Annotated in this window: 22 protein-coding genes, 2 tRNA genes and 2 pseudogenes; 15 read left to right on the top strand and 11 right to left on the bottom strand. The window is 71.8% G+C overall.

What is annotated here, in order from left to right; translation table 11 throughout:
- Nucleotides 1-11: 11 nt before the first annotated feature.
- The 6 genes from BMZ33_RS16620 to BMZ33_RS16595 form a co-directional block, all read right to left on the bottom strand.
- A complete protein-coding gene (locus BMZ33_RS16620) occupies nucleotides 12-1,349 on the bottom strand; it encodes an ABC transporter permease (protein ID WP_169064458.1) in 1,338 nt (445 codons plus the stop codon).
- Nucleotides 1,346-2,089, bottom strand: coding sequence for an ABC transporter ATP-binding protein (locus BMZ33_RS16615; RefSeq protein ID WP_091113103.1), 744 nt, complete (start codon nucleotides 2,087-2,089; stop codon nucleotides 1,346-1,348). The genes BMZ33_RS16620 and BMZ33_RS16615 overlap by 4 nt, the downstream gene beginning before the upstream one ends.
- Nucleotides 2,086-3,630, bottom strand: coding sequence for an efflux RND transporter periplasmic adaptor subunit (locus tag BMZ33_RS16610; RefSeq protein WP_169064457.1), 1,545 nt, complete (start codon nucleotides 3,628-3,630; stop codon nucleotides 2,086-2,088). Before BMZ33_RS16610 ends, BMZ33_RS16615 begins: the two co-directional genes overlap by 4 nt.
- 2 nt (nucleotides 3,631-3,632) lie before the next feature.
- The gene (locus tag BMZ33_RS16605; RefSeq protein ID WP_169064456.1) at nucleotides 3,633-4,634 is read right to left on the bottom strand and encodes a hypothetical protein; all 1,002 of its coding nucleotides are present in this window, start codon (nucleotides 4,632-4,634) and stop codon (nucleotides 3,633-3,635) included.
- 681 nt (nucleotides 4,635-5,315) lie between these two features.
- Nucleotides 5,316-5,816, bottom strand: coding sequence for a DUF6326 family protein (locus BMZ33_RS16600; protein ID WP_091113100.1), 501 nt, complete (start codon nucleotides 5,814-5,816; stop codon nucleotides 5,316-5,318).
- 96 nt (nucleotides 5,817-5,912) lie between these two features.
- On the bottom strand, nucleotides 5,913-6,953 hold the full coding sequence (locus BMZ33_RS16595; protein WP_169064455.1) for a zinc-binding dehydrogenase: 1,041 nt from the start codon (nucleotides 6,951-6,953) through the stop codon (nucleotides 5,913-5,915).
- A gap of 177 nt (nucleotides 6,954-7,130) precedes the next feature.
- Between BMZ33_RS16595 and BMZ33_RS16590 the strand changes: the two genes are divergently transcribed.
- From BMZ33_RS16590 to BMZ33_RS16570, 5 genes and pseudogenes are all read left to right on the top strand, one after another.
- A complete protein-coding gene (locus BMZ33_RS16590) occupies nucleotides 7,131-7,745 on the top strand; it encodes a TetR/AcrR family transcriptional regulator (RefSeq protein WP_169064454.1) in 615 nt (204 codons plus the stop codon).
- A gap of 1,601 nt (nucleotides 7,746-9,346) precedes the next feature.
- Nucleotides 9,347-10,186, top strand: coding sequence for an AraC family transcriptional regulator (locus tag BMZ33_RS16585; RefSeq protein ID WP_169064453.1), 840 nt, complete (start codon nucleotides 9,347-9,349; stop codon nucleotides 10,184-10,186).
- Between the two features lie 67 nt (nucleotides 10,187-10,253).
- Nucleotides 10,254-10,835 (top strand): dihydrofolate reductase family protein, encoded by a 582-nt coding sequence (locus tag BMZ33_RS16580; protein WP_091113088.1) that lies wholly within the window; start codon nucleotides 10,254-10,256, stop codon nucleotides 10,833-10,835.
- 98 nt (nucleotides 10,836-10,933) lie between these two features.
- Complete coding sequence (locus BMZ33_RS16575; RefSeq protein ID WP_091113085.1) at nucleotides 10,934-12,202, top strand: CHAT domain-containing protein; 1,269 nt, start codon at nucleotides 10,934-10,936, stop codon at nucleotides 12,200-12,202.
- Nucleotides 12,203-12,410: 208 nt separating this feature from the next.
- Nucleotides 12,411-12,977: pseudogene (locus BMZ33_RS16570) on the top strand (TrwC relaxase); the annotation flags it as partial.
- Nucleotides 12,978-13,315: 338 nt separating this feature from the next.
- On the opposite strand, the gene BMZ33_RS16565 reads toward BMZ33_RS16570, so the two are convergent.
- A complete protein-coding gene (locus BMZ33_RS16565) occupies nucleotides 13,316-14,284 on the bottom strand; it encodes a GlxA family transcriptional regulator (protein ID WP_091113081.1) in 969 nt (322 codons plus the stop codon).
- 138 nt (nucleotides 14,285-14,422) lie between these two features.
- On the opposite strand from BMZ33_RS16565, the gene BMZ33_RS16560 reads away from it, so the two are divergent.
- The 10 genes and pseudogenes from BMZ33_RS16560 to BMZ33_RS24190 form a co-directional block, all read left to right on the top strand.
- Nucleotides 14,423-14,605, top strand: a complete 183-nt coding sequence (locus BMZ33_RS16560; RefSeq protein ID WP_136697328.1) for an NAD-dependent epimerase/dehydratase family protein — start codon at nucleotides 14,423-14,425, stop codon at nucleotides 14,603-14,605.
- A gap of 36 nt (nucleotides 14,606-14,641) precedes the next feature.
- A complete protein-coding gene (locus BMZ33_RS16555) occupies nucleotides 14,642-14,866 on the top strand; it encodes a hypothetical protein (RefSeq protein WP_169064451.1) in 225 nt (74 codons plus the stop codon).
- Nucleotides 14,867-14,922: 56 nt separating this feature from the next.
- Nucleotides 14,923-15,369: a hypothetical protein gene (locus BMZ33_RS16550; protein WP_091113074.1), complete on the top strand. Its 447-nt coding sequence runs from the start codon at nucleotides 14,923-14,925 to the stop codon at nucleotides 15,367-15,369.
- A gap of 100 nt (nucleotides 15,370-15,469) precedes the next feature.
- A complete protein-coding gene (locus tag BMZ33_RS16545; protein WP_091113070.1) occupies nucleotides 15,470-16,810 on the top strand; it encodes an alpha/beta fold hydrolase in 1,341 nt (446 codons plus the stop codon).
- Nucleotides 16,811-17,001: 191 nt separating this feature from the next.
- Nucleotides 17,002-17,322, top strand: a complete 321-nt coding sequence (locus BMZ33_RS24520) for an FAD-dependent oxidoreductase (RefSeq protein WP_169064450.1) — start codon at nucleotides 17,002-17,004, stop codon at nucleotides 17,320-17,322.
- Nucleotides 17,323-17,389: 67 nt separating this feature from the next.
- Complete coding sequence (locus BMZ33_RS16540) at nucleotides 17,390-18,145, top strand: NAD(P)-binding domain-containing protein (protein ID WP_169064449.1); 756 nt, start codon at nucleotides 17,390-17,392, stop codon at nucleotides 18,143-18,145.
- A gap of 50 nt (nucleotides 18,146-18,195) precedes the next feature.
- Complete coding sequence (locus BMZ33_RS16535; protein ID WP_091113067.1) at nucleotides 18,196-19,332, top strand: serine hydrolase domain-containing protein; 1,137 nt, start codon at nucleotides 18,196-18,198, stop codon at nucleotides 19,330-19,332.
- 196 nt (nucleotides 19,333-19,528) lie between these two features.
- On the top strand, nucleotides 19,529-19,756 hold the full coding sequence (locus BMZ33_RS16530; RefSeq protein WP_091113064.1) for a helix-turn-helix transcriptional regulator: 228 nt from the start codon (nucleotides 19,529-19,531) through the stop codon (nucleotides 19,754-19,756).
- 166 nt (nucleotides 19,757-19,922) lie between these two features.
- A complete protein-coding gene (locus tag BMZ33_RS24195) occupies nucleotides 19,923-20,330 on the top strand; it encodes an N-terminal phage integrase SAM-like domain-containing protein (RefSeq protein ID WP_169064448.1) in 408 nt (135 codons plus the stop codon).
- Nucleotides 20,324-20,515 (top strand): annotated as a pseudogene (locus BMZ33_RS24190) (site-specific integrase); the annotation flags it as partial. The gene BMZ33_RS24195 and the pseudogene BMZ33_RS24190, both read left to right, overlap by 7 nt.
- 190 nt (nucleotides 20,516-20,705) lie before the next feature.
- Here BMZ33_RS24190 and BMZ33_RS16520 read toward each other — a convergent pair.
- From BMZ33_RS16520 to BMZ33_RS16505, 4 genes are all read right to left on the bottom strand, one after another.
- Nucleotides 20,706-20,778, bottom strand: a tRNA-Ala gene (locus BMZ33_RS16520).
- A 28-nt stretch (nucleotides 20,779-20,806) separates the two neighbouring features.
- A complete protein-coding gene (locus tag BMZ33_RS23430; protein ID WP_169064447.1) occupies nucleotides 20,807-20,959 on the bottom strand; it encodes a DLW-39 family protein in 153 nt (50 codons plus the stop codon).
- A 111-nt stretch (nucleotides 20,960-21,070) separates the two neighbouring features.
- Nucleotides 21,071-21,144: transfer RNA gene (locus BMZ33_RS16510), tRNA-Ile, on the bottom strand.
- Nucleotides 21,145-21,288: 144 nt separating this feature from the next.
- Nucleotides 21,289-22,086, bottom strand: coding sequence for a DUF3566 domain-containing protein (locus BMZ33_RS16505; protein WP_091113058.1), 798 nt, complete (start codon nucleotides 22,084-22,086; stop codon nucleotides 21,289-21,291).
- Between the last annotated feature and the right edge of the window lie 107 nt (nucleotides 22,087-22,193).

Below are 22,193 nucleotides of genomic sequence, written 5' to 3'. Positions count from 1 at the left end.
CCGGGCGGCGGTCAGGTGCCTCCGCGGAGGGCGTCGACCGGCTCGATCCTGGCCGCGCGGCGCGCCGGGAGGCCGCCGGCCACCAGGCCGACGACGGCACCGAGCAGCGCGCCGCCCAGGGCGATCCAGGGGTCGACCACGGGCGTCCAGTCCCGCACCACGGAGATGCCGACGACCGTGAACACGCCCAGCGCCGAGCCGATGAGGCCGCCGAGGAGACCGACGACGACCGACTCGGCGACGAACTGCCCGGCGATCTGGCGCCCGGTGGCGCCGATCGCCCGGCGCAGGCCGATCTCCCCGACCCGTTCCACGACCGACAGCGTGGTCACGTTGGCGATGCCGACCCCGCCGGCGAGCAGCACGATCACCGACAGGACGACGAACACCTCGTTCACGTCGGCCTGCACGTCGCGCCCGAGCTCGGACCGGCCGTCCGGGGCGTTGACCTCCAGGCTCTCCGGGTCGTCGGGGGCCAGCGCCAGCGCGGCCTGGGTGCGCAGCTGCGGGCCGGCCCCGATCGCGATGCGGGCCTGGGCGTCGCCGGGAGCGGGCAGGCCGAAGTCGGCACGGGCCGTCCCGGTCGGGAGGATGACCGCGCCCAGCAGCTCCGCCCGGGCGTCGACCGAGGCGACCACGCCCACCACGGCGTAGGCGACGCCGTCGATGAACACCGAGGGCTGGGTGTCGACCCGCAGCACGCCGAGACGCTCGGCGGCCCGGGCGCCCAGGACCGCCACCCGGTCGGCCCGCAGGTCGTGTCCGGCGTCGAAGAACCGTCCGGTGGACAACTGCCCGCCCAGGGTGTCGAGCAGCTCGTCGGAGGCCGCGTAGACCGGCGGAGGCGCGCTCGGCGGCTGCGACGGGTCGTTCACCGGCACCGCCGTGACGACCGCCTCGGGCAGCGGCACCTCCGCGAGCAGGGCCGCCGACTCGATCCCGGCCAGCCGCTCCAGCCGGGGGACGGCGTCCCAGGGCAGCGCCGTCGCGGCGACGGCCGTCCCGCCGCCGGTGCTCGCGGTCCTCGGGGTGACGACGAGCTGGGTGACGGCGTTGGCGTCGAACTGGCGGGCGATCTGGGCGGCGGTGGTTTGGGCGAGGCCGATGGTGGCGACCAGCGCGGTGATGCCCAGCACGGTGCCGACGATCGTCATCACCAGTCGCCCGGGCCGGGAGCCGATGTCCGCGGTGGCCTCGCCGAGCAGGTCGGGGAAGCGGAACCGGTCGGCCGGCGCGACCGGCCGGCTGACGGGCGTGGCGACCGGCCGCCGGGGCCGGCGCAGCCGAGCCGGCCGGTGGGGCCGGGGCAGGCGCCGGGTGCGGGAGGGCGGGGTGGCCGGACCGGTCACCCCGCCTCGCTCACGCGACCGTCGGCGAGCCGGACGCGGCGCGAGGCCCGCCGTGCCACGTCCCCGTCGTGGGTGATCACCACGAGGGTCAGCCCGCCGGTGTGCAGCTCCTCGAACAGGGTCATGATCCCCGCGGACGTGGCCTGGTCGAGGTTGCCGGTCGGTTCGTCGGCCAGGAGCACGCGCGGTCGCGAGGCCACGGCGCGGGCCACGGCGACCCGTTGGCGCTCTCCTCCCGAGAGGGCGCCGGGCAGGAAGTCGATGCGGTGCCGCAGGCCCACCCGCTCGAGGGCCTCGCGGGCCCGGGGCTCGCGCTCGGCACGCGGGGTGCCGTTGTAGAGCATGGGCAGGAGCACGTTCTCCAGCACGCTGCGCCGGGGCATCAGGTGGAAGGCCTGGAACACGAAGCCGAGGTGCCCGGCGCGCACGGCGGCCCGCTCGTCCTCGTCGAGCGACCCGGTCAGCACCCCGCCGAGCCGGTACTCACCGACCGTGGGCCGGTCGAGCAGCCCGAGGATGTTGAGCATCGTCGACTTGCCCGACCCGCTGGGGCCGGTGACGGAGACGTAGTCGCCGTCGGCGACGGACAGGCTCACGCCCTTGAGCGCCTGCACCTCCGGTGGCCCCGGGAACGACCGGGTGACGTCCCGGAGCTCGATGGCCGGGACCGGGGCGGGGAGCGCGGCGGGCAGCGGCTCGGTCGCCGGGGCGGCGGCCCGTGCCGCGGGTCCCGCCGTCACCGGCCGACCACCACGAGGTCGTCCTCGGCGAGGTCGCCCTCCACGGGGCGGACCTCGACGGCGCCGTCGGCGGCCAGCCCGGTCTCGACCACGACCACGCGGGTCTCGGCGCGGGCGCCGTCGCGGGGGTCCCCCTCGACCACCTCGACGCGGGACTCCCCGCCGGGGCCGGCGCTCAGCGCGGCCAGGGGCACGGACAGCACGTCGCCGTCCGTCGCACCCACCGGGATGCCGACCCGCACGTTGGCGCCCTGCAGCTCGGTGACCTGCTCGGGTGAGAGCGGGGCGGGCTCCAGCTGCACGGTCCACCGTGCCTCCTCGCCCTCGCCCGGCGTGACCTCGGTGATCGTGGCGGGGTGCTCGGTGCCGTCGGGCAGCTCGAAGGCCGCCGTCATCCCTGCCGTGAGCAGCCGGGCGTCCGCGACGGCCACGGTGCCCGACAGGCTGAGGGTGGCTCCCGACACGGTCATCGCCGCACCGTCGAGGACCGCGCCGCGGCGCGCCTCCACCGCGTCCACCCGGCGCGGGAGCTGCGTGAGGTAGAGGACCTCACCGGCGGGCAGTGCCGGGAGGGCGGCCTCGCGCGCCCGGGTCAGCTCCTCGCGTGCCTGGGCGAGCTGCTCCTGCGCGGCGGTCAGCTGGGCACGCTGCGACGTGGTGTCGGCCGGGGCGTCGAGCTCCTGGCGCCGCAGCTGGGCGAGGGCCAGGGTGTCCCGCAGGTCCCCGATCGTCTGCCTGTCGTCGGGGGTGGCCGCGAGCGCGGCGTCCAGTGCGCGCTGGGCACTGGCGACGGCGTTGTCCGCCTCCCGGACGTCGACGGCCGACGGGCCGCTCCGGGCGCTGGTCAGCTCGGCCTGCGCGGCCGCGACCGTCTGCTCGGCGTTCCGCACGGCGTCCTGCGCTCCGAGCACGCCGTCCTCGGCGCCCTCCTCGGGAGCCGGTGCCGGGTAGCCGGCCTGGGCGTACAGCGCGGTGACCGCTGCCGCGGCGGTCTGGTCGAAGACGTCGCTGGCCGGGTCGCCGGCGTCCAGGCCGACGGCGCGCACGGCCTCCTTGAACTGGACGACGTCGGGTCCGGAGACCCCGACGCGCAGGGTCCGGTAGGCCGGCAGCTCCCCGGGCAGCACGACGACCGGGCGGCCGGCGATCTCGAGGGCGACCTCCAGCGGGTCGAGCTCGGAGCCGACCTCCGGCACCTGGCCGGTCACCACCGCGGGACCGGAGATGGCGGAGGTGTCGATGGTGACCTCGACGGAGTCGGCGTACCCGACCTCGCCCCGGATGGTGACGTCGTTGCTCAGCGGTCCGAAGGCCACCGGCACGCTCACCAGACCCGGGGCGGGCGCCTCGTCCCCGGCGGTGTCCGGTGCGACCAGGAACCGGCCGGCCAGCAGTCCCGCGACCAGTGCGACGACCGCCACCGCGGCGGTGACCCACAGCGGGCGGTTGCGGTGGAGCAGCGCGAGCCAGGCCGACCACCGGGAGGGCTCCCCCCCGGTCGCGGCCGGTGGACCGGGGGACTGCTCGTCCGGTCCGGCCACCGTCAGTCCCGCTCGGCCGCGGCGACCAGCGCGTCCAGCTCCGCCTGGTGGTCGTCGATGAACTGCTGCTCGACCTCGCGGGTGATCTCGGCGGAGCGGTCGCGGTAGTCGACCTCCTCGCGGCAGTCGAGGTCGGCCAGGGCCAGCTCGACCTCCCGCTCGGCCAGCGCGTCGAGCGCGGCCTGGTCGGGCTCACCGGTCGGCACGCCGTCCTCCGACGTGCCGACGCTCTCGTAGATCTCGTTCATCTCCTCGTAGACGGAGTTCTGCGCGTCCATCTGGGTGGCGTGACCCCCGTGACCGGCGGCGTCCATGCACGCGGCCCACTCGCCGTCGAGCTCCGCCATGCCCGGCCACGACGCGGTGCTGGTGTAGAGCTCGTCGATGGCCTCGAACAGGGGCTCGAACTCCTCGGACTGCGAGGGGTCCTCACCGGCGACCTCGTGCTGGGCGGCGCCCTGGCAGCCGGCGGTCGTCCAGTCGTACTCGTAGGAGCCGTCCTCGGCGAGCTCGTCCTCGTCGGGCACCGGGCCGTGCAGCGCCTCGTAGAAGGCCGTCTGCTCCGACTCCGACAGGCTCGCCACGTAGTCGGCGTTGGGGTCGACGAACTCCTCCTCCGGCACCGGCTCCTCGGTGAACGGCGACGTGACCGCGCCGTAGCCGTACTGGGCCACCCAGTCCCGGTCGTCCGGTTCCCACTCGCTCTCGCCGCCGGAGACGAACGTGCCCGAGGCCGTGTTGGGCGTGTACTCGAAGCCCTGGTCCTGCATGCACTGCGCGACGAGTTCCTCGATCCGGGCCTGCTCCTCGGCGAACTGGCGCTCCTGCTCCTCGGGGGAGAGCTCGCCGCCGTACACCGCGTCGAGGTACTCCGACAGCGGCGAGACCCGCTCGGCGCCCTCGGCGGTCCCACCGGCGTCCCCGTCCGAGCCGGCGCAGCCGGACAGCAGGAGCGCCAGGGCGGCCACGGCCGACAGAGGGACGAGAGCGGGGCGGATGTACACGGGGCCTCCCACGGACGGTTGTCAGCGCACCGTAGGCGGCCGTGACCGCTGCGTACACCATCCTCGGGACGGACGCTCACCGAGTGTCGTCCGGGACCGCCGCACGAGCTGCGGCACTCCGCCGCACCGCCGGCGATCGGGACCGGAGGACCGCAGGTCGGGTGCCGTGCGGGAGGAGTGGAGACGAGGGAGATCGAACCCCTGACCCCCGCCTCGCACGATCGACCGGGGGGCGGTCCGGCACAGTGGGCCGGGACTGGAGACCCCACGTGACCAGCACTTCTGCCGATGGTCGCTCGCGGGGTGGGGTTCCGGCTGAGCGCCCGGATCCTGCCGCGACGCGGTGGTGGCCGGCGTCACCGGCCACCTGTCGGCGGTGACGGGTCCTCAGACCAGGATCGGTACAGCTGGTGGACCTCCTCGGATCCGGCGAGCACGGTGCGCCACCGGGCGTTCTGCGGCTCCGCCCCCATCTCGATGCACCAGTGCACCGCTGACTCAAGGGTGCACGGCGGAGGTGTCGCCGTAGCGCTTGTGAGCTCGTGCGCCTCGGTCATGACCGGGACCGTTCTGGCGGATGGGATGGGATGGGATCGGACCGAGCTCAACAGCGAACGCTGAGGCAGGTGACCGTGCCCGCGGGTGGGGCGAGCGAAGGATGGTCGGGCGCGGGGCGGGCAGTCATGCCTGCTGCGGCGTGCGAAGTGGCTCGCTGTCGAGGCTGGCTGCCAGGGTCGCCGGTGATGCGGTGCGGCGTGGCCAGGTCCAGGCGGAGCGGAGGATGAAGGCCAGGATCAGCACCTCGACTCCGATAGTGAGGGCGTAGTAAAAGGCGTAGTCCCAGGTCGCCCCTGCCGCGTTGAACACGCAGGCGGGGATGTACAGCGATGCAACGACGAGGTTCGTAGCGCGGTTCACCCGGGCGGGCAGCGTCATGGAGAGCATGATCATCAGGGCTGGGATCGCGATGACCACGAAGAAAGTGGACATCAATGTCCCGCTGATGTCGAACTCGAAGATGACGCCACCGCGAATTGAGTCGATTTCGCCAGGCTGGTAGAGGTGGAAGTAGTCGATGTAAATGATGAGGAACATGAGGCTGGTCCATGCGGCGGCGAGTCTGGCCTGCACGGGGATCGGCGGGTTGTCGAGCAGGTTCGGGGTTGTCGTTCGGATGGTCATCGGTTCTTCCTTCGAGAGGAGCGGTCCGTCCGCCGGAGTGGCGGCAGGTCTGGGCGTGCATACGCACGGGTTGGGTCGTTCTCGTCGGTCAGGTCGTCAGACGGTGACGACGACCTTCCCTCGGGTGTGGCCAGCCCCGACGTAGCGGAGGGCGTCGGCTGCTTCGTCGAGGGGGTAGGTGCGGTCGATGACCGGCGTGACCTGCCTGGTCGCGAGGAGGTCCGCCAGGGTGAGCAGGTCCTTGCGCTTCTCGACCGATAGGAGAGGCTTCAGCTGCTGACGGGTGAACCCGGACAGCATTCGCGCTCTGACGATCCGACCGAGGGGGCCGAGCCAGCGGCCACCGCGTCCGCTGTTGGGAATGAGGGTGCCGGTGGGCGTCAGGGCTCGGCGGACAGCCGCCAGGGGCTGGGCTTCCACGTTGTCGAGGATGACGTCGTAGCGCTTCTCCGTGCGGGTGAAGTCGGTCCTCGTGTAGTCGACGACGTGGTCGGCACGGAGCGACCGGACCAGGTCGACGTTGCGGGTGCTGCACACACCCGTCACCTCGGCGCCAAGTACCTTGGCGATCTGTACGGCGAAGGAGCCCACGCCGCCCGACGCGCCCGTGACCAGCACCGTCTGGCCCGGGCGGACGTTCGCGATATCGCGCAATGCCTGCAACGCCGTCAGGGCCGACGTGGGCACCGCTGCCGCGTCCACGACCGACAGGTCGGCAGGCACGGACACGAGGTTGTCCGCCGGGACGCAGGCGTACTCCGCGAGCGTTCCAGCCGTGCTCCAGCCGAACACCTCGTCGCCGCGGCGGAGAGCGGTGACATCCTTCCCGACCGCTGCCACCACGCCGGCAAGGTCCCGGCCAGGGATGCCGTGGCGCGGCCGGCGGAGCCCGAACACCAGGCGCAGCACGTACGGCTCACCGGTCATGACGAAGTAGTCGCCGGGATGTACTGCGGCCGCGCCCACCTGGACGAGCACATCGCCTCGACCGGGCAGCGGTATCCCGACCTCGGACGACGCGAGCACTGAGGGCGGGCCGTAACGGTGCTGGACGGCGGCCCGCATCGTCGCCGCCCCGGCCGGACCCGCCCCCGGCACCAGGCGTGCTCCGGCATTCGATCGCTGTTCGGCTCCCACAGAAGCCTCCTCACGTCCCAGGTGGGCTCTCGCTGGCTCGTACGCTGTACGTCGTACGCTGTACTATGGCTCGTACGCTGTACGATTGTCAAGCCGTTCGAGGGAGCGAGGAGATCCGTGTCTGTGGGGAAACAACGCCAGGTCGCGTCAGACGCGGGGCTGAGCAAGCAGCGGGTGGTGGTCGAGGCGGTCCGGCTCGCCGACCGCGAGGGGGTCGACGGGCTGAGCATGCGCCGGCTGGCTGGCGCGCTCGGCGCGGGCGCGATGTCGCTCTACCACTACGTGGCGAGCAAGGAGGAGTTGCTGGACGCCATGATCGACGTCGTGTTCGAGGAGATCGAGCTCCCGCCTGAGGAGACCGACTGGCAGTCGGCGATGCGACGGCGGGCGGTATCCGCCCGACAGGTTCTTGCACGCCACCCGTGGGCGATCGGCCTGATGGAGTCGCGGACAACGCCGGGGCCCGCGAACCTCCGCCACCACGAAGCGGTCACCGCCTGCCTGCGGAGGGCTGGCTTCTCGGTCTTGATGGCGACGCACGCCAACTGGTTGCTCGACAGCTGCGTGTACGGGTACGCCCTGCAGGAAGCCACCCTGCCCTTCGACACCGCCGATGACTTCGCGGACATGGCCGAGGACGCCTATCTGCCCCAGCTTCCTCCTGACCAGTTCCCCTACCTCAACGAGTCCGCCGCGGCGCTCGTCGCTGCCGGCTACGACCCGGCAGAGGAGTTCATGTTCGGCCTCGACCTCGTCCTAGCCGCCCTCGAGCCCCTGAGAGCCTCCGCATAGCGGCTCACGGGCCCTCGCGCGGCCCTCTGAACCGCAGCTCCGATCCATGACCGCCGCATCGGGTGTTCCTAGGGGCGTTCTTCTCGAATTGCGGATGCCGTGGGTGGGGCAGGCGTCAAGCGTGGATGATCCTGGCGATGGCCTCGTCGCCGTCGTGCCTTGGAGACGAGACCCAAAGGGATCCCGGCGACGGTCAGCCCCGACCGACGGTCGGGCGCACGCAGCCCCGACCGCCCCACAGGGATCCCCTGTCGGACACCGGCGCCGGACTTTGGGATCGCGCGAGCGCCGCCGTAGCCGGTTCGTCTGCGAGGCAGGGGCGCTTGAGTCCTCCGACCGTGCCTGGAGAGCGACTCAGGCCGGCGAACTGGAAGAGGTGTTATACGTGGGCAAGACCGCCAGCGCATGCGCCGGTGCCCCTGCTTCGTAGATGACGCGCTTGCCCGCCTGTCGGGCGACGTAGGCAAACCCGACACGGTCCAGGCTCCTCGTCTCAAGGAGTCCCCTCGTCGGAAGACCACGGACATACATGTGAAAGTGCGGCCGTTCTCCACCGAGTTCCTCGATGTACTGCATGAGCATTGGGCCGCCGCGGGCGCTCCAGGGTGCAGCAGTGGGGTAAGGCGCGCATTAAGTGCTCGAGCCTCGGCGAACGCTTCCTCGCCGAGCTCGAAAAGATCAATGTCATCATCCACCTCGCGAATCTGCCGGCGGACGGCGGCGTTGGCGCGGCTGGCCGCGAAGGCGACCTTCTCAAGATGTGCGTAGGCCTCCGATTCCCGCTCCGTGTCCGACCCGGCAGCCGGCCGCGCCGTCATCTGTAGTGACACTAAGCCGCGCACCCCATGTTGGAACGCGTTGCACATCCAGTACATGAGTCGGTACCCGAAGCTGCGGTCATACGTTTCCGAGAACGCCGCCTCCACCTGACCTTTCACGTCGTCATCGGCTGTCCGCTTTACCTGCGCTGAGACGTGCTCGTGGTAGAGCTTCAGCGCGGTGCTGTAGTTGATGATTCGATATTCGATGAGCTGAGCCATCCACTCACTGGGCCTGGTTTGGTCACGTAACTGTCGCAGCAACTCGTCGCGCGCGTTCCGGAGGTCGCCCCAGGCGAACGACGGGAAGCCATCGAGCCCACGGGTGAGGCTGTAGACATTGCCGTGGGCTGCCATCGCCGCGTCCCATTCATCGGTGCTCGGCTCGCGCACCTCTATCCATCTGAACTGGCCAGGCCTAGGGCTCTCGTACCGGTAAAGGGCGTGCACGATCTCCACCTGCGGCCGCCCCTCGCTGTTGGTAGGGAGCATGGCGCGGAAGTCAGCCGGCAACTGGGCGATTGCCTCTGCAAGTGCGGCCTTAACCTCGGCAGGCTCATCGTCACCGTTCATCTCACCAGCCTGGCAGCGGTCGGCGGACAGCTCATCTCAGTGCCTCGCAAGTCGGTCCCCTTGCGCACCACCCACGCGACGATCCCCGGCGGGACGGCGGCCATCCAACCGGCTTGACACTTTCCGGGGCGGTCGTCCCGCGTCGGCGCCGGCTCGATGCGCTGCAGCGCGGCTGGACCGTTCCGATGGGGCGTCGGCGATGCTGTGGGCGTGGAGTACGTGTCCAGAGTGCCGCGCGCGCCGCTCGACGACCTGATCCACGACGTCTACTACCTGGTGGGCAGGCCGCCGTACCGCCGGCTGACGCTGCCAGCGGCGCCGGCACCGCTGCTCATCGTCAATCTCGGGGCGCCGTTCCACATCCGCGCGGGCAAGCACCTGGAGGCGGCCGAGTACGCCGACGGCTGCGTGGTCAGCACGCCGACTCGTTCGTGGGAGTTCGGCTACCCGATCCCGAGCCGATCGGTCGGCGTGCACTTCAAGCCGTGGGGGCTGGCACCGTTCCTGCCGATGGCCGCGGCCGAGCTGTGTGACCGGCCGGCGACGATCGAACAGGTCTGGGGCCGGCCCGCCACCGCCGAGCTGCGAGATCAGCTGGCCACGGCGGCCGAACCCCACCAGATGCTGACGCTGCTCGAGGAGGCGTTGATGCGTCAGCTGAGTGAGATCCACGGTCTAGTTCTGGTCCGCCACGTGAGCACCGCCATCGCGGCGACCGGTGGGACGGTGCCGATCGGCGACTTGATCGCGGCAGGAGGTGTCAGCAGCACCTATCTGGCGCGAAGGTTCAAGGAGATCATCGGCGTCACGCCGAAGCGGCTGGCCCGGGCGCACCGCTTCTCCACCACCGTGCTCGCCATCGACCCCGCCGAACCGATCGACTGGGCAGACCTCGCCGCTCGCGCCGGCTACTTCGACCAGGCGCACTTCGGTCACGAGTTCCGGGAGTTCACCGGCTTCACGCCGACCCGGTACGTCGAGGTCCGGAGGCGTTTCCTGCGCGAGCATCCCGGCCACGTGCTCGACGGCTGGCCGTTGCCGGCCGATTGATTTCTTACAAGAGCGAACAGCTCGACGCGCCGCAGACTTCGGGGACACATCCCATCAGAGGAGTCCCATGAGCAAGGTAGTCATGTACGCGTCGGTGTCGGTCGACGGCTTCATCGCAGCTGAGAACGACGACCCCGGGCCACTGTTCGAGTGGCTGGTCAGCGGAGAGGTCGCGTTGGACGGGGGCGGTGTGTTGAAGGTGTCGCAGGCCTCCTACGACTACGTCCGGCCGTACTGGGACGAGATCGCGGTGACCATCGCCGGGCGCCATGTCTTCGACATCACCGACGGCTGGGACGGGACGCCGCCGGCTGGGGTCGACCACGTCGTCGTCGTCAGCCACCGGCCGCCGCCCGAGGGCTGGGACCCCGAGGCGCCCTACCACTTCGTCGACGGCATTGCGGCAGCGGTGGCCAAGGCGCGGGAGCTCGCGGGTGGTCGCACTGTCGAGGTCGCGGCCGGAGACGTCGGCAGCCAATTCCTTGCCGCGGGTCATGTCGACGAGGTGCGGATGGACGTCGTCCCCGTCGTGTTCGGGTCCGGCAAGCGCTTCTTCGGGTCGGTCCACGCGCAGCACCTGTTGGAGGATCCTGACGTGGTGATTCAGGGCAACCGAGTGCTTCACCTGCGCTATCGGGTGCGCCATTGACCGATCGACCTGCGGGCCAGGGCGCTATTCCCGAACGGTCGCCGGAGTCAAAAGACATGTGCATCAAAACGGTCCGATCTACTGCGTAGCGTCAAGGCATGTCGATCAGCCTCGCTCGTCAGGCCGTCGCCAACGCCCGCAAGGAACTGGAGAAGTCCCGCGAGAAGCAGGCTGCCGAGGAGAAGAAAGCATCCGCCCTCGATAAGGAGGCAAATGCCAAGCAGCGCAGCGCCGGCTCGACCCGTAGCGCCAGCATGCGGGACAGCTACATCAAGCAGGCGGCGAAGAAGCGTGAAGAGGCTACGGCGGCCCGCGGACACGCAGCGCGACACAGTACTGACGCCGCCAAGGCGCAAAAGAAGGTGCACGTCGCGGAGGCCAAGCTGCGTGAGGAGGAGCAGCGGGAGGCGAAAAAGCTAACCGACCAGCGCAGCGCAGCCGACAAACGGGCCACCCTCGAGCGTCAACGGGCGGACCGTCTGCGCGATACCGCCCACCGTCGCGAGGTCGCGGGCCTGCGGGCCCGGATCGATGAGCAGGAGCAGTTGCTGGCTGCGGCGCCGTGGCAGCAGGTCCCAGAGACGATCACTGTTCTGTTCATCGCGTCCAGCCCCGAAGACCAGGACGGCTTGCGGATCGACAAGGAGATGCGCGAGATCCAGCAGAAGGTGCGCTTGGCAGACCACCGCGACGCCCTGCGCTTCGAATACGCGGTCGCCGCCCAGCCCGCTGACCTGCTGCAACGCCTGAACGAGGTAAAGCCCGACGTTGTCCACTTCTCCGGCCACAGCGACGCCGCAGGCCTAGCTATGGAGGACAACGACGGGTTCACCCGCGTACTCACCACCGATGAGTTAGCGACGATGCTGAGCGTCAGCAGCCGGCGCATCCGCCTTGCGGTCTTCAACTCGTGCGAGTCCACCGAACACGCCGCCGCAGCCGTGCGGCACCTCGACGCCGCCATAGGCATCGAGCAGCCCATCGGCGATGCCGCCGCGCAGAGCTTCGCGGGGCAGCTGTACAGCTCGATCGCTTCGGCCTCCCGCTCAGCACGGCGTTCGCTCAGGCCGTGCTGCAAGTCCGCTTGGTACTCGGCCAGGGATCCGGTGAACCCCATTCTTCGTTGCCCACGGCCTCGATGGCGATCAACTCGTCCTCGTACAACCCGAGACCGCTCCCCGTTAGAGGAACCGGAACCGGGAACACCGCAACACAGAGCACGTGCCCCTGGGCTGCCGTCCCGTAGGACCCGCCTGATGAACCTTTCCGCAAGGGTGCGGCAATCGGGACCCCTCTACGGCAGGACTGCGTTGTCCGGCCGCCCGCCCGGCGCCCACGCCACCGTGTCGCAGGAGGCTGCTGTCTGACGAGAAGCGGTGCATCACGAAGGCTGGTCGAGCATTGCACTCGACAATTGCCATGAACGACCAACGACATGACAGCTGCGACGACTCCCCGACCGCGACATACAGTCTTCCGTGCCATTCTCTAGCCTTCACTAAAGAACGGCACGCATGCTACCAATGGAGGTAGTCCGGGCCCCGCTTCGCGGGGCCCATCGCCGTTTCTAGGGGTGATCTGTTGGTCATCAATCGGGACACGTGGACCGTGAAGGCGGTGGGCCGACGCGGTGGGCTGCTGGTCATCGCCGGCACGGCCACCGGTGACGTCTCCCGGGGCGATGTCACCCCGGCCGGCGCACGGGTCCGGGTGCTGCCCGGCGACTACGTCACCGAGCACGTGGAGCTGGCCTACGCCAGCACCGCGCACGGCGTGCAGGGTGACACCGATCCCGCCGCGCACGGGGTAATCGGTGACCAGACCGGCGCGGCCTCGGCCTACGTCGGCATGACCCGCGGACGGACGTCGAACACCGCGCACCTCGTCGCGGCCGACCCCGCGGAGGCCCGGGCGCAGTGGATCGCCGTCTTCGGCCGCGACCGGGCCGACCTCGGCCCCGGCCACGCCGCCGTGCTGGCCGCTCGAGAGGCCGCCCGCGACCGCCAGGACCGATCGCTCGACCGGAGGGCAGCCGCTCCCCCGCGCCCGGTCGCGCCGGTACCCAGCGTCCCTCGGCCCGAGGCGGAGCGGCGGGGACCGTCCCTCGCCCGTGGCGGCACCGCGCCAGGCATCGGGCGATGAGCGGGGCCGTGAGGAGTTATACGAGATTGGCACGCTCAGAGTCGCATGAGCTGCCAACTGTTTGGCTCTGTGCCAATCGAGAATGCAAGCTGCACTCGCCTCGGCGATTGACAGATGCAGCGATTGTCAGACGCAATTCTTGGCAGGCGCAATTGCCCCTGGCGTCGGTCCGCCCAGGCTTGGATACGTGTCCCGCGGCCTCGTGCTCTGGGTTCCGGTGACCACCTGCTCGCCATGGCGTGGGTATCAGCCGTGGTGCCGGTCGCCTCCGCCGGCGGACGGCAGGCCGGCGATCACCTGTGAGCGCCGGAGGCCGACGTTGCCGGTGCGGTGGGCGGCTACTGCCCGGCGAGGTGGCCGAAGTGCCGGCGGTGGTCCCCCGGGGCGGTGTTCAACCGACGACGGAACGTGCGGTTCATCGTCTCCGGCACCCGGAACCCGCAGACGCGGGCGATGTGGTCGACGGCATGGCTGGTGGTTTCGAGGAGCTGGCAGGCGGCCTCGAGCCGCAACCGCTCAACGTGCTCGCTCGGCGTCACGCCGACCTCGGCCTTGAACACCCGGCTGAACTGCCGCTCGGACAGGTGCACGCGACGGGCGAGGGCGGGCACGGACACGTCGGCGGTCAGGTGGTCGGGCAACCACGCCAGCAGCTCCCGCACTGGCTCGCTCTCGGCTGCCTGCGCGGCGAGCAGCGTGGAGAACTGCGCCTGCCCACCGGACCGCCGCAGGTACACCACGAGGTGGCGGGCGACCGCCGCCGCTGCCCGCGCGCCGTAGTCGTCGGCGACGAGGGCCAATGCCAGGTCGATGCCCGCTGTCACCCCGGCGGAGGTCCAGACGTCGCCGTCGCGCACGTAGATCGCATCGCCGTCGACGGATACCTCGGGGTGCGCGGTCGCGAGCAGCCGGCACTCCGCCCAGTGGGTGGTCGCCCGACGCCCGTCCAGCAGGCCGGCGGCCGCGAGGACGAAGGCCCCGGAGCACACCGAGGTGACTCGTCGGGCGTTGCCTGCCAGCCGCCGGACGTGGGCCAGCAGGTCCTGGTCCACGCAGGCCTGGTCCATGTCCCGCCCGCCGGCGACCACGAGGGTGTCGACCGGTCCCACGATCTGGGAAAGCGCGGTGGTGCTGAACGTCAGCCCCGAGCTGGCCAGCACCGGACCGCCTGACGTGCTCACCACCTGCGTGCGGTACTCCGCCGACGGCAGCAGGTGGGTGGCGCTGGAGAAGACCTCGAGCGGGCCGGTCACGTCCAAGATCTGGGCAGACGGGAACGTGACGACCGCGATGTCGAGGGCAGCCATCCCCGCACTGTACGGCTCGGCATGTCCGAAATCGTCAAGCCCGCGTCCTGGCGCCGTCGAGGCTATGGGCCGCATCGTCGTCTCGCGCCCAGATCGCAGGCCTGCCTGGTCTGACCGGGGGCGGAACGGAGATTCCCCATGACGACCACGCTGGTCACCGGAGCCACCGGCACCCTCGGTGCCCTCACCGTCGCCCGCCTGCGCGCGGCCGGGCACGACGTCCGAGCGCTGAGCCGACGCAACGGTCCCGGGCTGACGACCGGTGATCTGCTCACCGGCGCGGGCATCGCAGAGGCGGTCGCGTCACCGTGCGGGTGGTAGTTGCCCATCACCTCGGCGACCGGGCGGGCGCACGTCGTGGTGGCCCTGCTGGCCTGCCTGGCGTTCTCCGGTCCGCATCTGGTGTTCCATCTCGGGCACCTGCACGGAGCGGGAGGGCTGGCCGGCACCGCGTTGGTTGTCGTTCTCACCGGCTGGGTGATACTGCCGCTGACGCTGCTGATCCTCGCCCTGCGCTCCTCGCCGGCACCCGCCGTCCACCGGCAGAACGCCGACACGTTCGATCGGGCCTCGCTCCGGTGACGTCCCAGGCCCGTGGACGAGCCGGCTTCGCCCACCGGGAGCCGCCGGGAGGCTCCGTGCCATCGACTGCGCCGGCCACCTCGTCCGGCTCCACGCACCGTCCTCTCCGGGCACCACTGATCTGGGGCGTCGTCTTCGGGATCCTGCAGGCGGCTTCCCCGCTGGCGTTCTTCTGGCTGGACACGGTCACGGTCTACGCCCTGGGTCTCACCCTCATCGCCGCGGTCTACATCGGCTTCGCCGTGGCCGACGGGCGCCGGCACGTGCTGGTCGCCGAGACGGTGGTCGCGTCGGTCTTCGTGGTCGCTGCAGCCTTCGCGGAGCTCGGCTCGGCCTGGCTGATCGTGGCCGGGCTGGTCGGACACGGCTTCAAGGATCTGTGGCAGCACCGCACCGGGTTCGTGGCTGGCACCCGCTGGTGGCCGCCGTTCTGCGTGACCGTCGACTGGGTCGCCGCCGCCCTGATCGCGGTCGCGTTGGCCGCGGGACTTCTTCCGACGTGACCACGGCCGCGACGGTCCCGGCGCACGTGCCGGTTCGACCAGCGCGAGCACCGTCAACGGTCCATCTCAGACCGACCGCAACCGACCAGGAGATCCCCCGATGCCCGCTGCTACCTCGACCGCTGAAGCGGCCGGGCCGACCGCCGAGCGCGCACCTCACACCGGCCCCATTCGCTGGATCGTCGTCGGGTCACTGCTGACCGGGTTATTGCTCGCCGCCGTGCTCTCCTTGGTCGTGTTCGCCGGCGCGCCCGAGCACGTCATCACCGGCTCGGCACTGCTCGGGTTCGCCGCCGGCTGGGCGCTGCTCGCGGTGCTCTCGGCATGGATGACGAGTCAGCCGCAGCGGTGGGCGTGGGTGCCGACCGCCGGACTCGCCGCGACGGGGCTGGGGCTCCTGGTCGTCGCCCCGGGCGACGGGGGGCTGACTGCCGCCGGATGGGTGTGGCCGCCGGCGCTGCTGACGATGGCTGTGTGGATCGGCGTACGGATCCGCCGCGCCCTGGCCGCCGGCAGCGGCCGCTGGTTGCTCTACCCCGTCGTGGTGGTCATCGCCGCCTCGGCGGTCGGCGGCGCGGTGGAGACGGTCGGGCTGGCCTCCGACGATCCTGGCCGCGCGATGCCCGGGGAGGTCTACGACGTCGGCAGCTACCGGCTGCACCTGAACTGCACCGGCTCCGGCGGCCCGACCGTGGTGCTGTTCAACGGGCTGGGCCTGACGTCGGCCAACTGGGCGCGCGTCGTCCCGGGGGTCGCGCGCAGCGCCAGGGTCTGCGCCTACGACCGAGCCGGGCAGGGATGGAGCGAGGACGCCCCGCAGCCGAGAGACGGCAACCAGGCCGCCGCCGATCTGCACGCGCTGCTCCAGCGCGCCGGCGAGGAGGGTCCCTACGTGCTGGTCGGGCACTCGATCGGTGGGGACCACGCGATGATCTACGCCGCCCGCTACCCCGAGCAGGTCGCCGGCATGGTCCTGCTGGACGCCACCGACCCCTACCGCGTCGGCGGTGGTCCGCCCAGCGCGATGGCTGTCCTGCCCAGCCTTGCGCGCCTCGGTGTTGGTCGGCTGCCCCCTACCTCGTACTGGTCGACCCTGCCCGAGCCGGCAGCCGGGCAGGTACGGATGTTCAACGCCAACCCCCGCGGCTGGCGCAACGTCCGCGACGAGATCGCGACCTTGCCCGCCCTGCTCACGCAGGCCCGCGACTTGACCACCCTCGGCGACATGCCGCTGGTGGTGCTCACCGCCGCCGGGGCCGAGGACGATCCGGCCCGGCTCGCCGGACAGGAACGCATGGCCGCGCTCTCGACCAACAGCTCCCACCGCCCCGCGGATGCCGGGCATGGGGCCCTGCTGGACGAGGAGCGTGGCGCCGCAAGTTCGGTTCAGGCGGTCCAGGACGTCGTCCAGGCCGTGCGCGCGGGCACGCCACTGCTGTGAACCGGGCGGGTTTCCCGGCGTGAGCGCGACGAACGGTCCCAATTGTCGGCGCTACATCCCGTAGGGGATCCCCCGCTCGTGACCACACCGCGGCGGCGCATCCGCAGCTCGCGCGCCCCACCCCAAGGGGTCGTGGCTGACCACCCCGACCCGCCCGCCCGGCCTATGTCCTCACCCAATCAGGAGATGCCATGCCCGAGCCCCTGCGCCTGTCTACCGACGACCGCGCCGTCCTCGACGTCCTCATCGTCGGAGCCGGGCAGGCCGGCCTCGCCCTCGGCCACCACCTCGCCTCCCGCAACGCAAGCTTCCTGCTCCTGGACGCCGGCCCGGAGGTTGGCCACTCGTGGCGGGACCGCTGGCACTCGCTTCGCCTGTTCAGCCCCGCCGAGTACGACGCGCTGCCTGGGATGCCGTTTCCCGCGCCCACCGGTGACTACCACCCGAGCAAGGACGACGTCGCCGACTACCTCCAGGCTTACACCCAGCGGTTCAGGCTCCGGTGCGGCTGAACTCACCGGTGTTCCGGCTGCACCGCGACCACGACGGCACCTTCACGCCGGCACCCCAGCCGGCGCCGTGCGTGCCCGCCAAGTTGTCATCGCAACCGGCCCGTTCCAGACCCCGTACATCCCCGCCCTCGCCGACCGGCTGGACCCGCTGATGCTGCAGCTGCACAGCGCCGAGTACCGCAATCCGACGCAGCTGCCCGGCGACGGCCGGCTGCTCGTCGTCGGGTCGGGGAACTCCGGCCTGCAAATCGCCGCCGAGCTGGCCGCCACCCATCCGGTCACCGTGGCGGTCGGCACCCGGTCGACCGAGCTGCCCCAGCGCATCGCCGGCCGAGACCTGTTCTTCTGGCTGACCCGGGCGGGCTTCTTCACCGCGCCCAGCAACAGCCGCATCGCCCGCCGGCTGCGCGACCGCGGCGACCTCGTCATTGGCACCCGCAGCCGGACCCTGCGCCGGCGCGGGATCGACTTCCGGCCGCGGCTGACCGACGTCGATGGCCGCACCGCCACCTTCGCCGACGGCACCACCGTCGACGTCGAGGCGGTCGTGTGGGCCACCGGCTACCGCTCCGACTACGCCTGGCTGCACGTACCCGGCGTCGTCGTCGACGGGGCCGTGCGACACACCGCCGGCGCCACCGACGTGCCGGGCCTGTACTTCCTGGGCCTGCCGTGGCAGACCTGCCGCGGCTCGGCGCTGCTCGGCTTCGTCGGCGCCGACGCCGCAGCCCTGTCGCCCCGCCTGGCCGACGGCGCTGTCCTGCCAGCGCAGGTCGGGCACCTCGGCCGCCAGCCTGCTACCCCGGCGGCGTCCCCGGGGTGACGCGACAACCGCGAGCGCGCGTCAACCATGATCCGCCGGAGGAAGCACGGATGCCCAGCGACCGCGACCAAGCGGATGTCCCCGCACCCCAGCTCAGCGATCGACGTCGCAGCAGCTCCTCTGACCAGCCGGCGAACGGAGTGCAGCGCGTGAGCGACCCTGAAGCTCTCGACGAGGCCGTCGAGCGCATCGCTGCCCGGCACAGCAAGCAGCACGTCGGGCTGGTGGTGGGGGCGGTGACGTCCGCGGGCGCACGGTCCGTCGTGCCGGTCGGGCGCGTTCGCGCGCCGGACGGTCCGACCCCTCACGCGGACACCCTGTTCGAGATCGGCTCGGTCACCAAGGTGTTCACCGCACTGCTGCTCGCCGAGGCCGTCACGCGCGGCGAGCTGTCGCTGGACACGCCGCTCAGCGACCTGTTGCCGGAGGTGACCGTGCCAACCCGCGACGGCGCGGCGATCACCGTCGAGCACCTAGCGACCCACACCGCGGGGCTGCCCAACAACCCGCTGCCGTTCTCGGCCGCGATCCGCGCCCAATGGAAGGCCCGTGACGGCGACCCGTGGGACACGATCGACCGCGCCGCGCTGCTGACCGCACTAGGCGAGGCCAAGCTGCGCCGCACCCCCGGCACCGGCCGTATCGCCTACTCCAACTTCGGTGCCGGCGTGCTGGGCCACGCGCTGGTCGCCGCGACTGCCGCCCGCGACTTCGGCGAGCTGGTGCGCTCGCGGATCTGCGAGCCGCTCGGGATGACCGACACCGTGATCATCCCCGACCAGGAGCAGGCTGAGCGCGAGGCCGTCGGCCACCGCCGGCGCCGCCGGACCACCGGCCACTGGGAGGTCGCCGGCCTGCCCGGTGCCGGTGCGCTGCGCTCCACAGCCACCGACATGCTCGCCTTCCTGCACGCCCAGCTGCGACCGGATGACACCCCGCTTGGACCGGCGATCGCGCTCACTCACCCGGAGCGCCGCCCGGGCAAGCGACTCGGCATCGGACTCGGCTGGCTGCGGGTGCCGATGAAGGGCGACCGGGTCATGCTCTGGCACAACGGCGGCACCGGCGGCTTCCGCGCGTTCGCCGGCTTTGTGCCGACCGCCGGTGTCGGCGTGGCAACCCTGGCCAACGACGTGCGCAGCGTCGACCGAGTCGGCCTCGACCTGCTCACCGCGCTCAGCACCTAGGTGTAGCCGATCTTCAGGTTGGTGCCAGGCGGCTAGATCGGTGGGAGGCCGCCGAGGGCGCTGTGGCGGCGTCCAGCAACAGGAGGAGAACTGGAGAATTCCGGAAGCCCTCGGTGGTCGGCTGTCACCAATCGCGCCCAGATGGCGCCTTCTCCCGTAAGGGAGCACAGCCCACCCGAGCCCACCGGAGCCAGCCATGTCCGACGATTCCGTCCGCCGCGAGCCCGAACTGCTCACCATCACCGAGGCCGCCGAGCTGCTCCGCGCTCCGGTGGCCACCCTCCGGTACTGGCGCCACCTGGGCACCGGTCCGCGCAGCTTCCGCCTCGGCCGCCGCGTCCTCTACCGCTCCGACGACCTGCGCAGCTGGATCGACGCCCAGCACGACGACCAGGACTCCCCCGCAGCGGGCGCCCGGCGGTGACCGTCCCGACCCACGGCGCTCACCGCCGTCCACAGATCCTGCCGCGGCCGTCCAGAGAGGTGGGGATCGACGGCAAGCTCTCCCCTCACGCGAGCACGCCGGTGGTAGACCACCCCCCCGCGCGGGGACACCGCCGTGGCTCAAAGAGAGAGGCGGGTGATCGAAGATGGCGTCGATCGCGCGGAGGCCTGATGGCACGTACCGGCCCCGGTACCGTGACGCGCACGGCAAGGAGCACGCCCGCCACTTCAAGCGCAAGGTCGACGCCCAGCGATGGCTCGACGAGGTCACCGCGGCCGTGCAGACGGGCACCTACGTCGACCCCAAGCGGGCCAGGACAACCGTGGGCGAGCTGGCCCACGTCTGGCTAGCCGGGAAGATCAACCTCAAGCCCACCAGTCGGGCCCGCTACGCCGACGTCCTCAAGACCCACGTCCTGCCGCGCTGGGGGAACGTCGCGCTGATCCGGGTGACCCACGGCGATGTGCAGGCCTGGCTGTCGGAGCTCTCCGACCGGGGCCTGGCCGGGGCCTCGGTCCGCAAGGCGCAGGGCGTCCTGTCCGGACGGTGGTGACCCGCCCCGCGGACGAGCTGGCCTTCCCCTCGCCGGAGGGCGCGGTGCTGCGCAACCGGAACGCCCGGTCCGCCTGGTTCGACGCCGCGGCCCGGGTCATCGGGGAGCCCGGGCTCACACCGCACGAGCTCCGGCACACCGCGGCCTCGCTGGCGATCAAGGCCGGCGCCAACGTCAAGGCGGTGCAGCGGATGCTCGGGCACGCCTCGGCGGCCATGACCCTGGACCGCTACGCCGACCTGTTCGACGACGACCTGGGTGACGTGGCCGACCGGCTGGACACGCTGCGGGCCGCATCCCGCGGACGAGGCGCGGACCTCTGGCGGACCGAGACCTCGTCGGAGGGCTCGACCGAGCCCCCGACGGAGGGAGGAGTGGAGACGAGGGGAATCGAACCCCTAACCCCCGCCTTGCAAAGGCGGTGCTCTGCCAATTGAGCTACGTCCCCTGCGGCGCCCCGGGACGGGGTGCCGGGGTCAGCGGGTGGTGGGGCGGCTGACGGCCTGCGGCCCGCTGGTGGCCTCGTGCCACAGGTCGGCCTCGCCCTTGCCGGCGGCGCTCCCGGAGCGCCGGCGCAGGGCCGCCAGGGCACCCGCCGCGGCGGCGGCCAGGGCCAGCTTCTTGAACACGCGGTACCTCCCGGGGTGGACGGCGCCGCGGACGACGACCCTCGCGCCTTGGTCCGTGGTGCGGTGGTGCTCGCTCCGGTGCCGGCCGAGGCCGGGGCACCGGGTCACGGGTGGGCCTGGGAGGACTTGAACCTCCGGCCTCATCCTTATCAGGGATGCGCTCTAACCGCCTGAGCTACAGGCCCGTGGACCTGGAGAAGCGTACCCGGCTCCGCCCCGCCGGCCGCAGGGGGGTGGCGGCACCGGCCACGAACACGCGTCAGGCGCCCCCTCCTGGCTGCGGAGGGGGCGCCTGACGCGTGGTCACCGGCCACGCGGGCCGGCGGGGTTCACTCGCGCTCGGCGAGGGTGACCTCCACGCCGCCGACGAGGTCGGCGCAGAGGTTGTAGATGAACGCCGCGACCGTGCACAGCGCCGTCATCAGCACGATGTTGATCGCCCCGATGACCGCCGCGCCGCCGAAGACGACACCCGGCGTGATGACGTCCCCGCCGCCCTCGCCGCCCGAGGCGGTGCCCAGCTGACCGAACAGGTCGTTGAGGGTGTCGAAGACGCCGACACCCGAGAGGACGCCGTAGAGGATGCCGACGGCGACCATCCAGATGAAGAACATCGCGATCGACAGGACCAGCGAGATCTTCAGCGCCGACCAGGTGTCGATGTGCCGCAACTGCAGGCGCGCGCGGCGCGGTCCGCGGGGGCCGCGCTTGGGCGCCTTCCCGCCGGCCTGCTGGCCACCGGCCTGCTGGCCGCGGGCGCCGGCCGGCGGCGGAGCCGCCGCGGCGGCCGCCGGGGTGATCGACTGGGTGGTGCCCGACGATCCGCCCTGCGGCGCGCCCGCCGGCGGGACGGCGGGCCCGGTCGGCGCCTGGACCGGTGACTGGACAGGTGACTGCGACGGTGCCTGGACGGGTGCCTGCCCGGTGGCGGGCTTGGCGAGCGGCACGCTGCCCGTGGGCGGGGCGCCCACCGGTGCGGTGCCCGCCCCCGCGGCCGAGGCGCCGACGGCCTGGCTGCCCGCGGCGGGACCGCCCGGGGCCGCCGGGTCCCCGTCGGGCGCCCTGTCCGCCCCGGGTGCGCCGTCCGGGCGGGTGCCCGTGCGCACCGCCTGCGGCCGGTCGCTCATGCTCGTCTCCCGTTCGCCTGCGGCCCTCGCCGCGTCCTCGCGCCCGGGTGTCCCGGCGCGGAGCCGGAGGCGCCCGGGCGCCGGTCGTTCCCGTCAGGGCGCCGGCG

The organism is Geodermatophilus dictyosporus, assembly GCF_900115505.1.
GTDB lineage: Bacteria > Actinomycetota > Actinomycetes > Mycobacteriales > Geodermatophilaceae > Geodermatophilus > Geodermatophilus dictyosporus.
This window is presented reverse-complemented; position numbering and strand designations above follow the sequence as displayed.

Excerpts from the sequence above, each read along its gene's own strand:
- BMZ33_RS16530 (WP_091113064.1), top strand. The coding sequence starts at position 19,529 with ATGTCCGACGATTCCGTCCGCCGCGAGCCCGAACTGCTCACCATCACC.
- BMZ33_RS16580 (WP_091113088.1), top strand. The coding sequence starts at position 10,254 with ATGAGCAAGGTAGTCATGTACGCGTCGGTGTCGGTCGACGGCTTCATC.
- BMZ33_RS24520 (WP_169064450.1), top strand. The coding sequence starts at position 17,002 with ATGCCCGAGCCCCTGCGCCTGTCTACCGACGACCGCGCCGTCCTCGAC.
- BMZ33_RS16575 (WP_091113085.1), top strand. The coding sequence starts at position 10,934 with ATGTCGATCAGCCTCGCTCGTCAGGCCGTCGCCAACGCCCGCAAGGAA.
- BMZ33_RS16565 (WP_091113081.1), bottom strand. The coding sequence starts at position 14,284 with ATGGCTGCCCTCGACATCGCGGTCGTCACGTTCCCGTCTGCCCAGATC.
- BMZ33_RS16505 (WP_091113058.1), bottom strand. The coding sequence starts at position 22,086 with ATGAGCGACCGGCCGCAGGCGGTGCGCACGGGCACCCGCCCGGACGGC.
- BMZ33_RS16600 (WP_091113100.1), bottom strand. The coding sequence starts at position 5,816 with ATGACCATCCGAACGACAACCCCGAACCTGCTCGACAACCCGCCGATC.
- BMZ33_RS16535 (WP_091113067.1), top strand. The coding sequence starts at position 18,196 with ATGCCCAGCGACCGCGACCAAGCGGATGTCCCCGCACCCCAGCTCAGC.
- BMZ33_RS16560 (WP_136697328.1), top strand. The coding sequence starts at position 14,423 with ATGACGACCACGCTGGTCACCGGAGCCACCGGCACCCTCGGTGCCCTC.
- BMZ33_RS16545 (WP_091113070.1), top strand. The coding sequence starts at position 15,470 with ATGCCCGCTGCTACCTCGACCGCTGAAGCGGCCGGGCCGACCGCCGAG.
- BMZ33_RS24195 (WP_169064448.1), top strand. The coding sequence starts at position 19,923 with ATGGCGTCGATCGCGCGGAGGCCTGATGGCACGTACCGGCCCCGGTAC.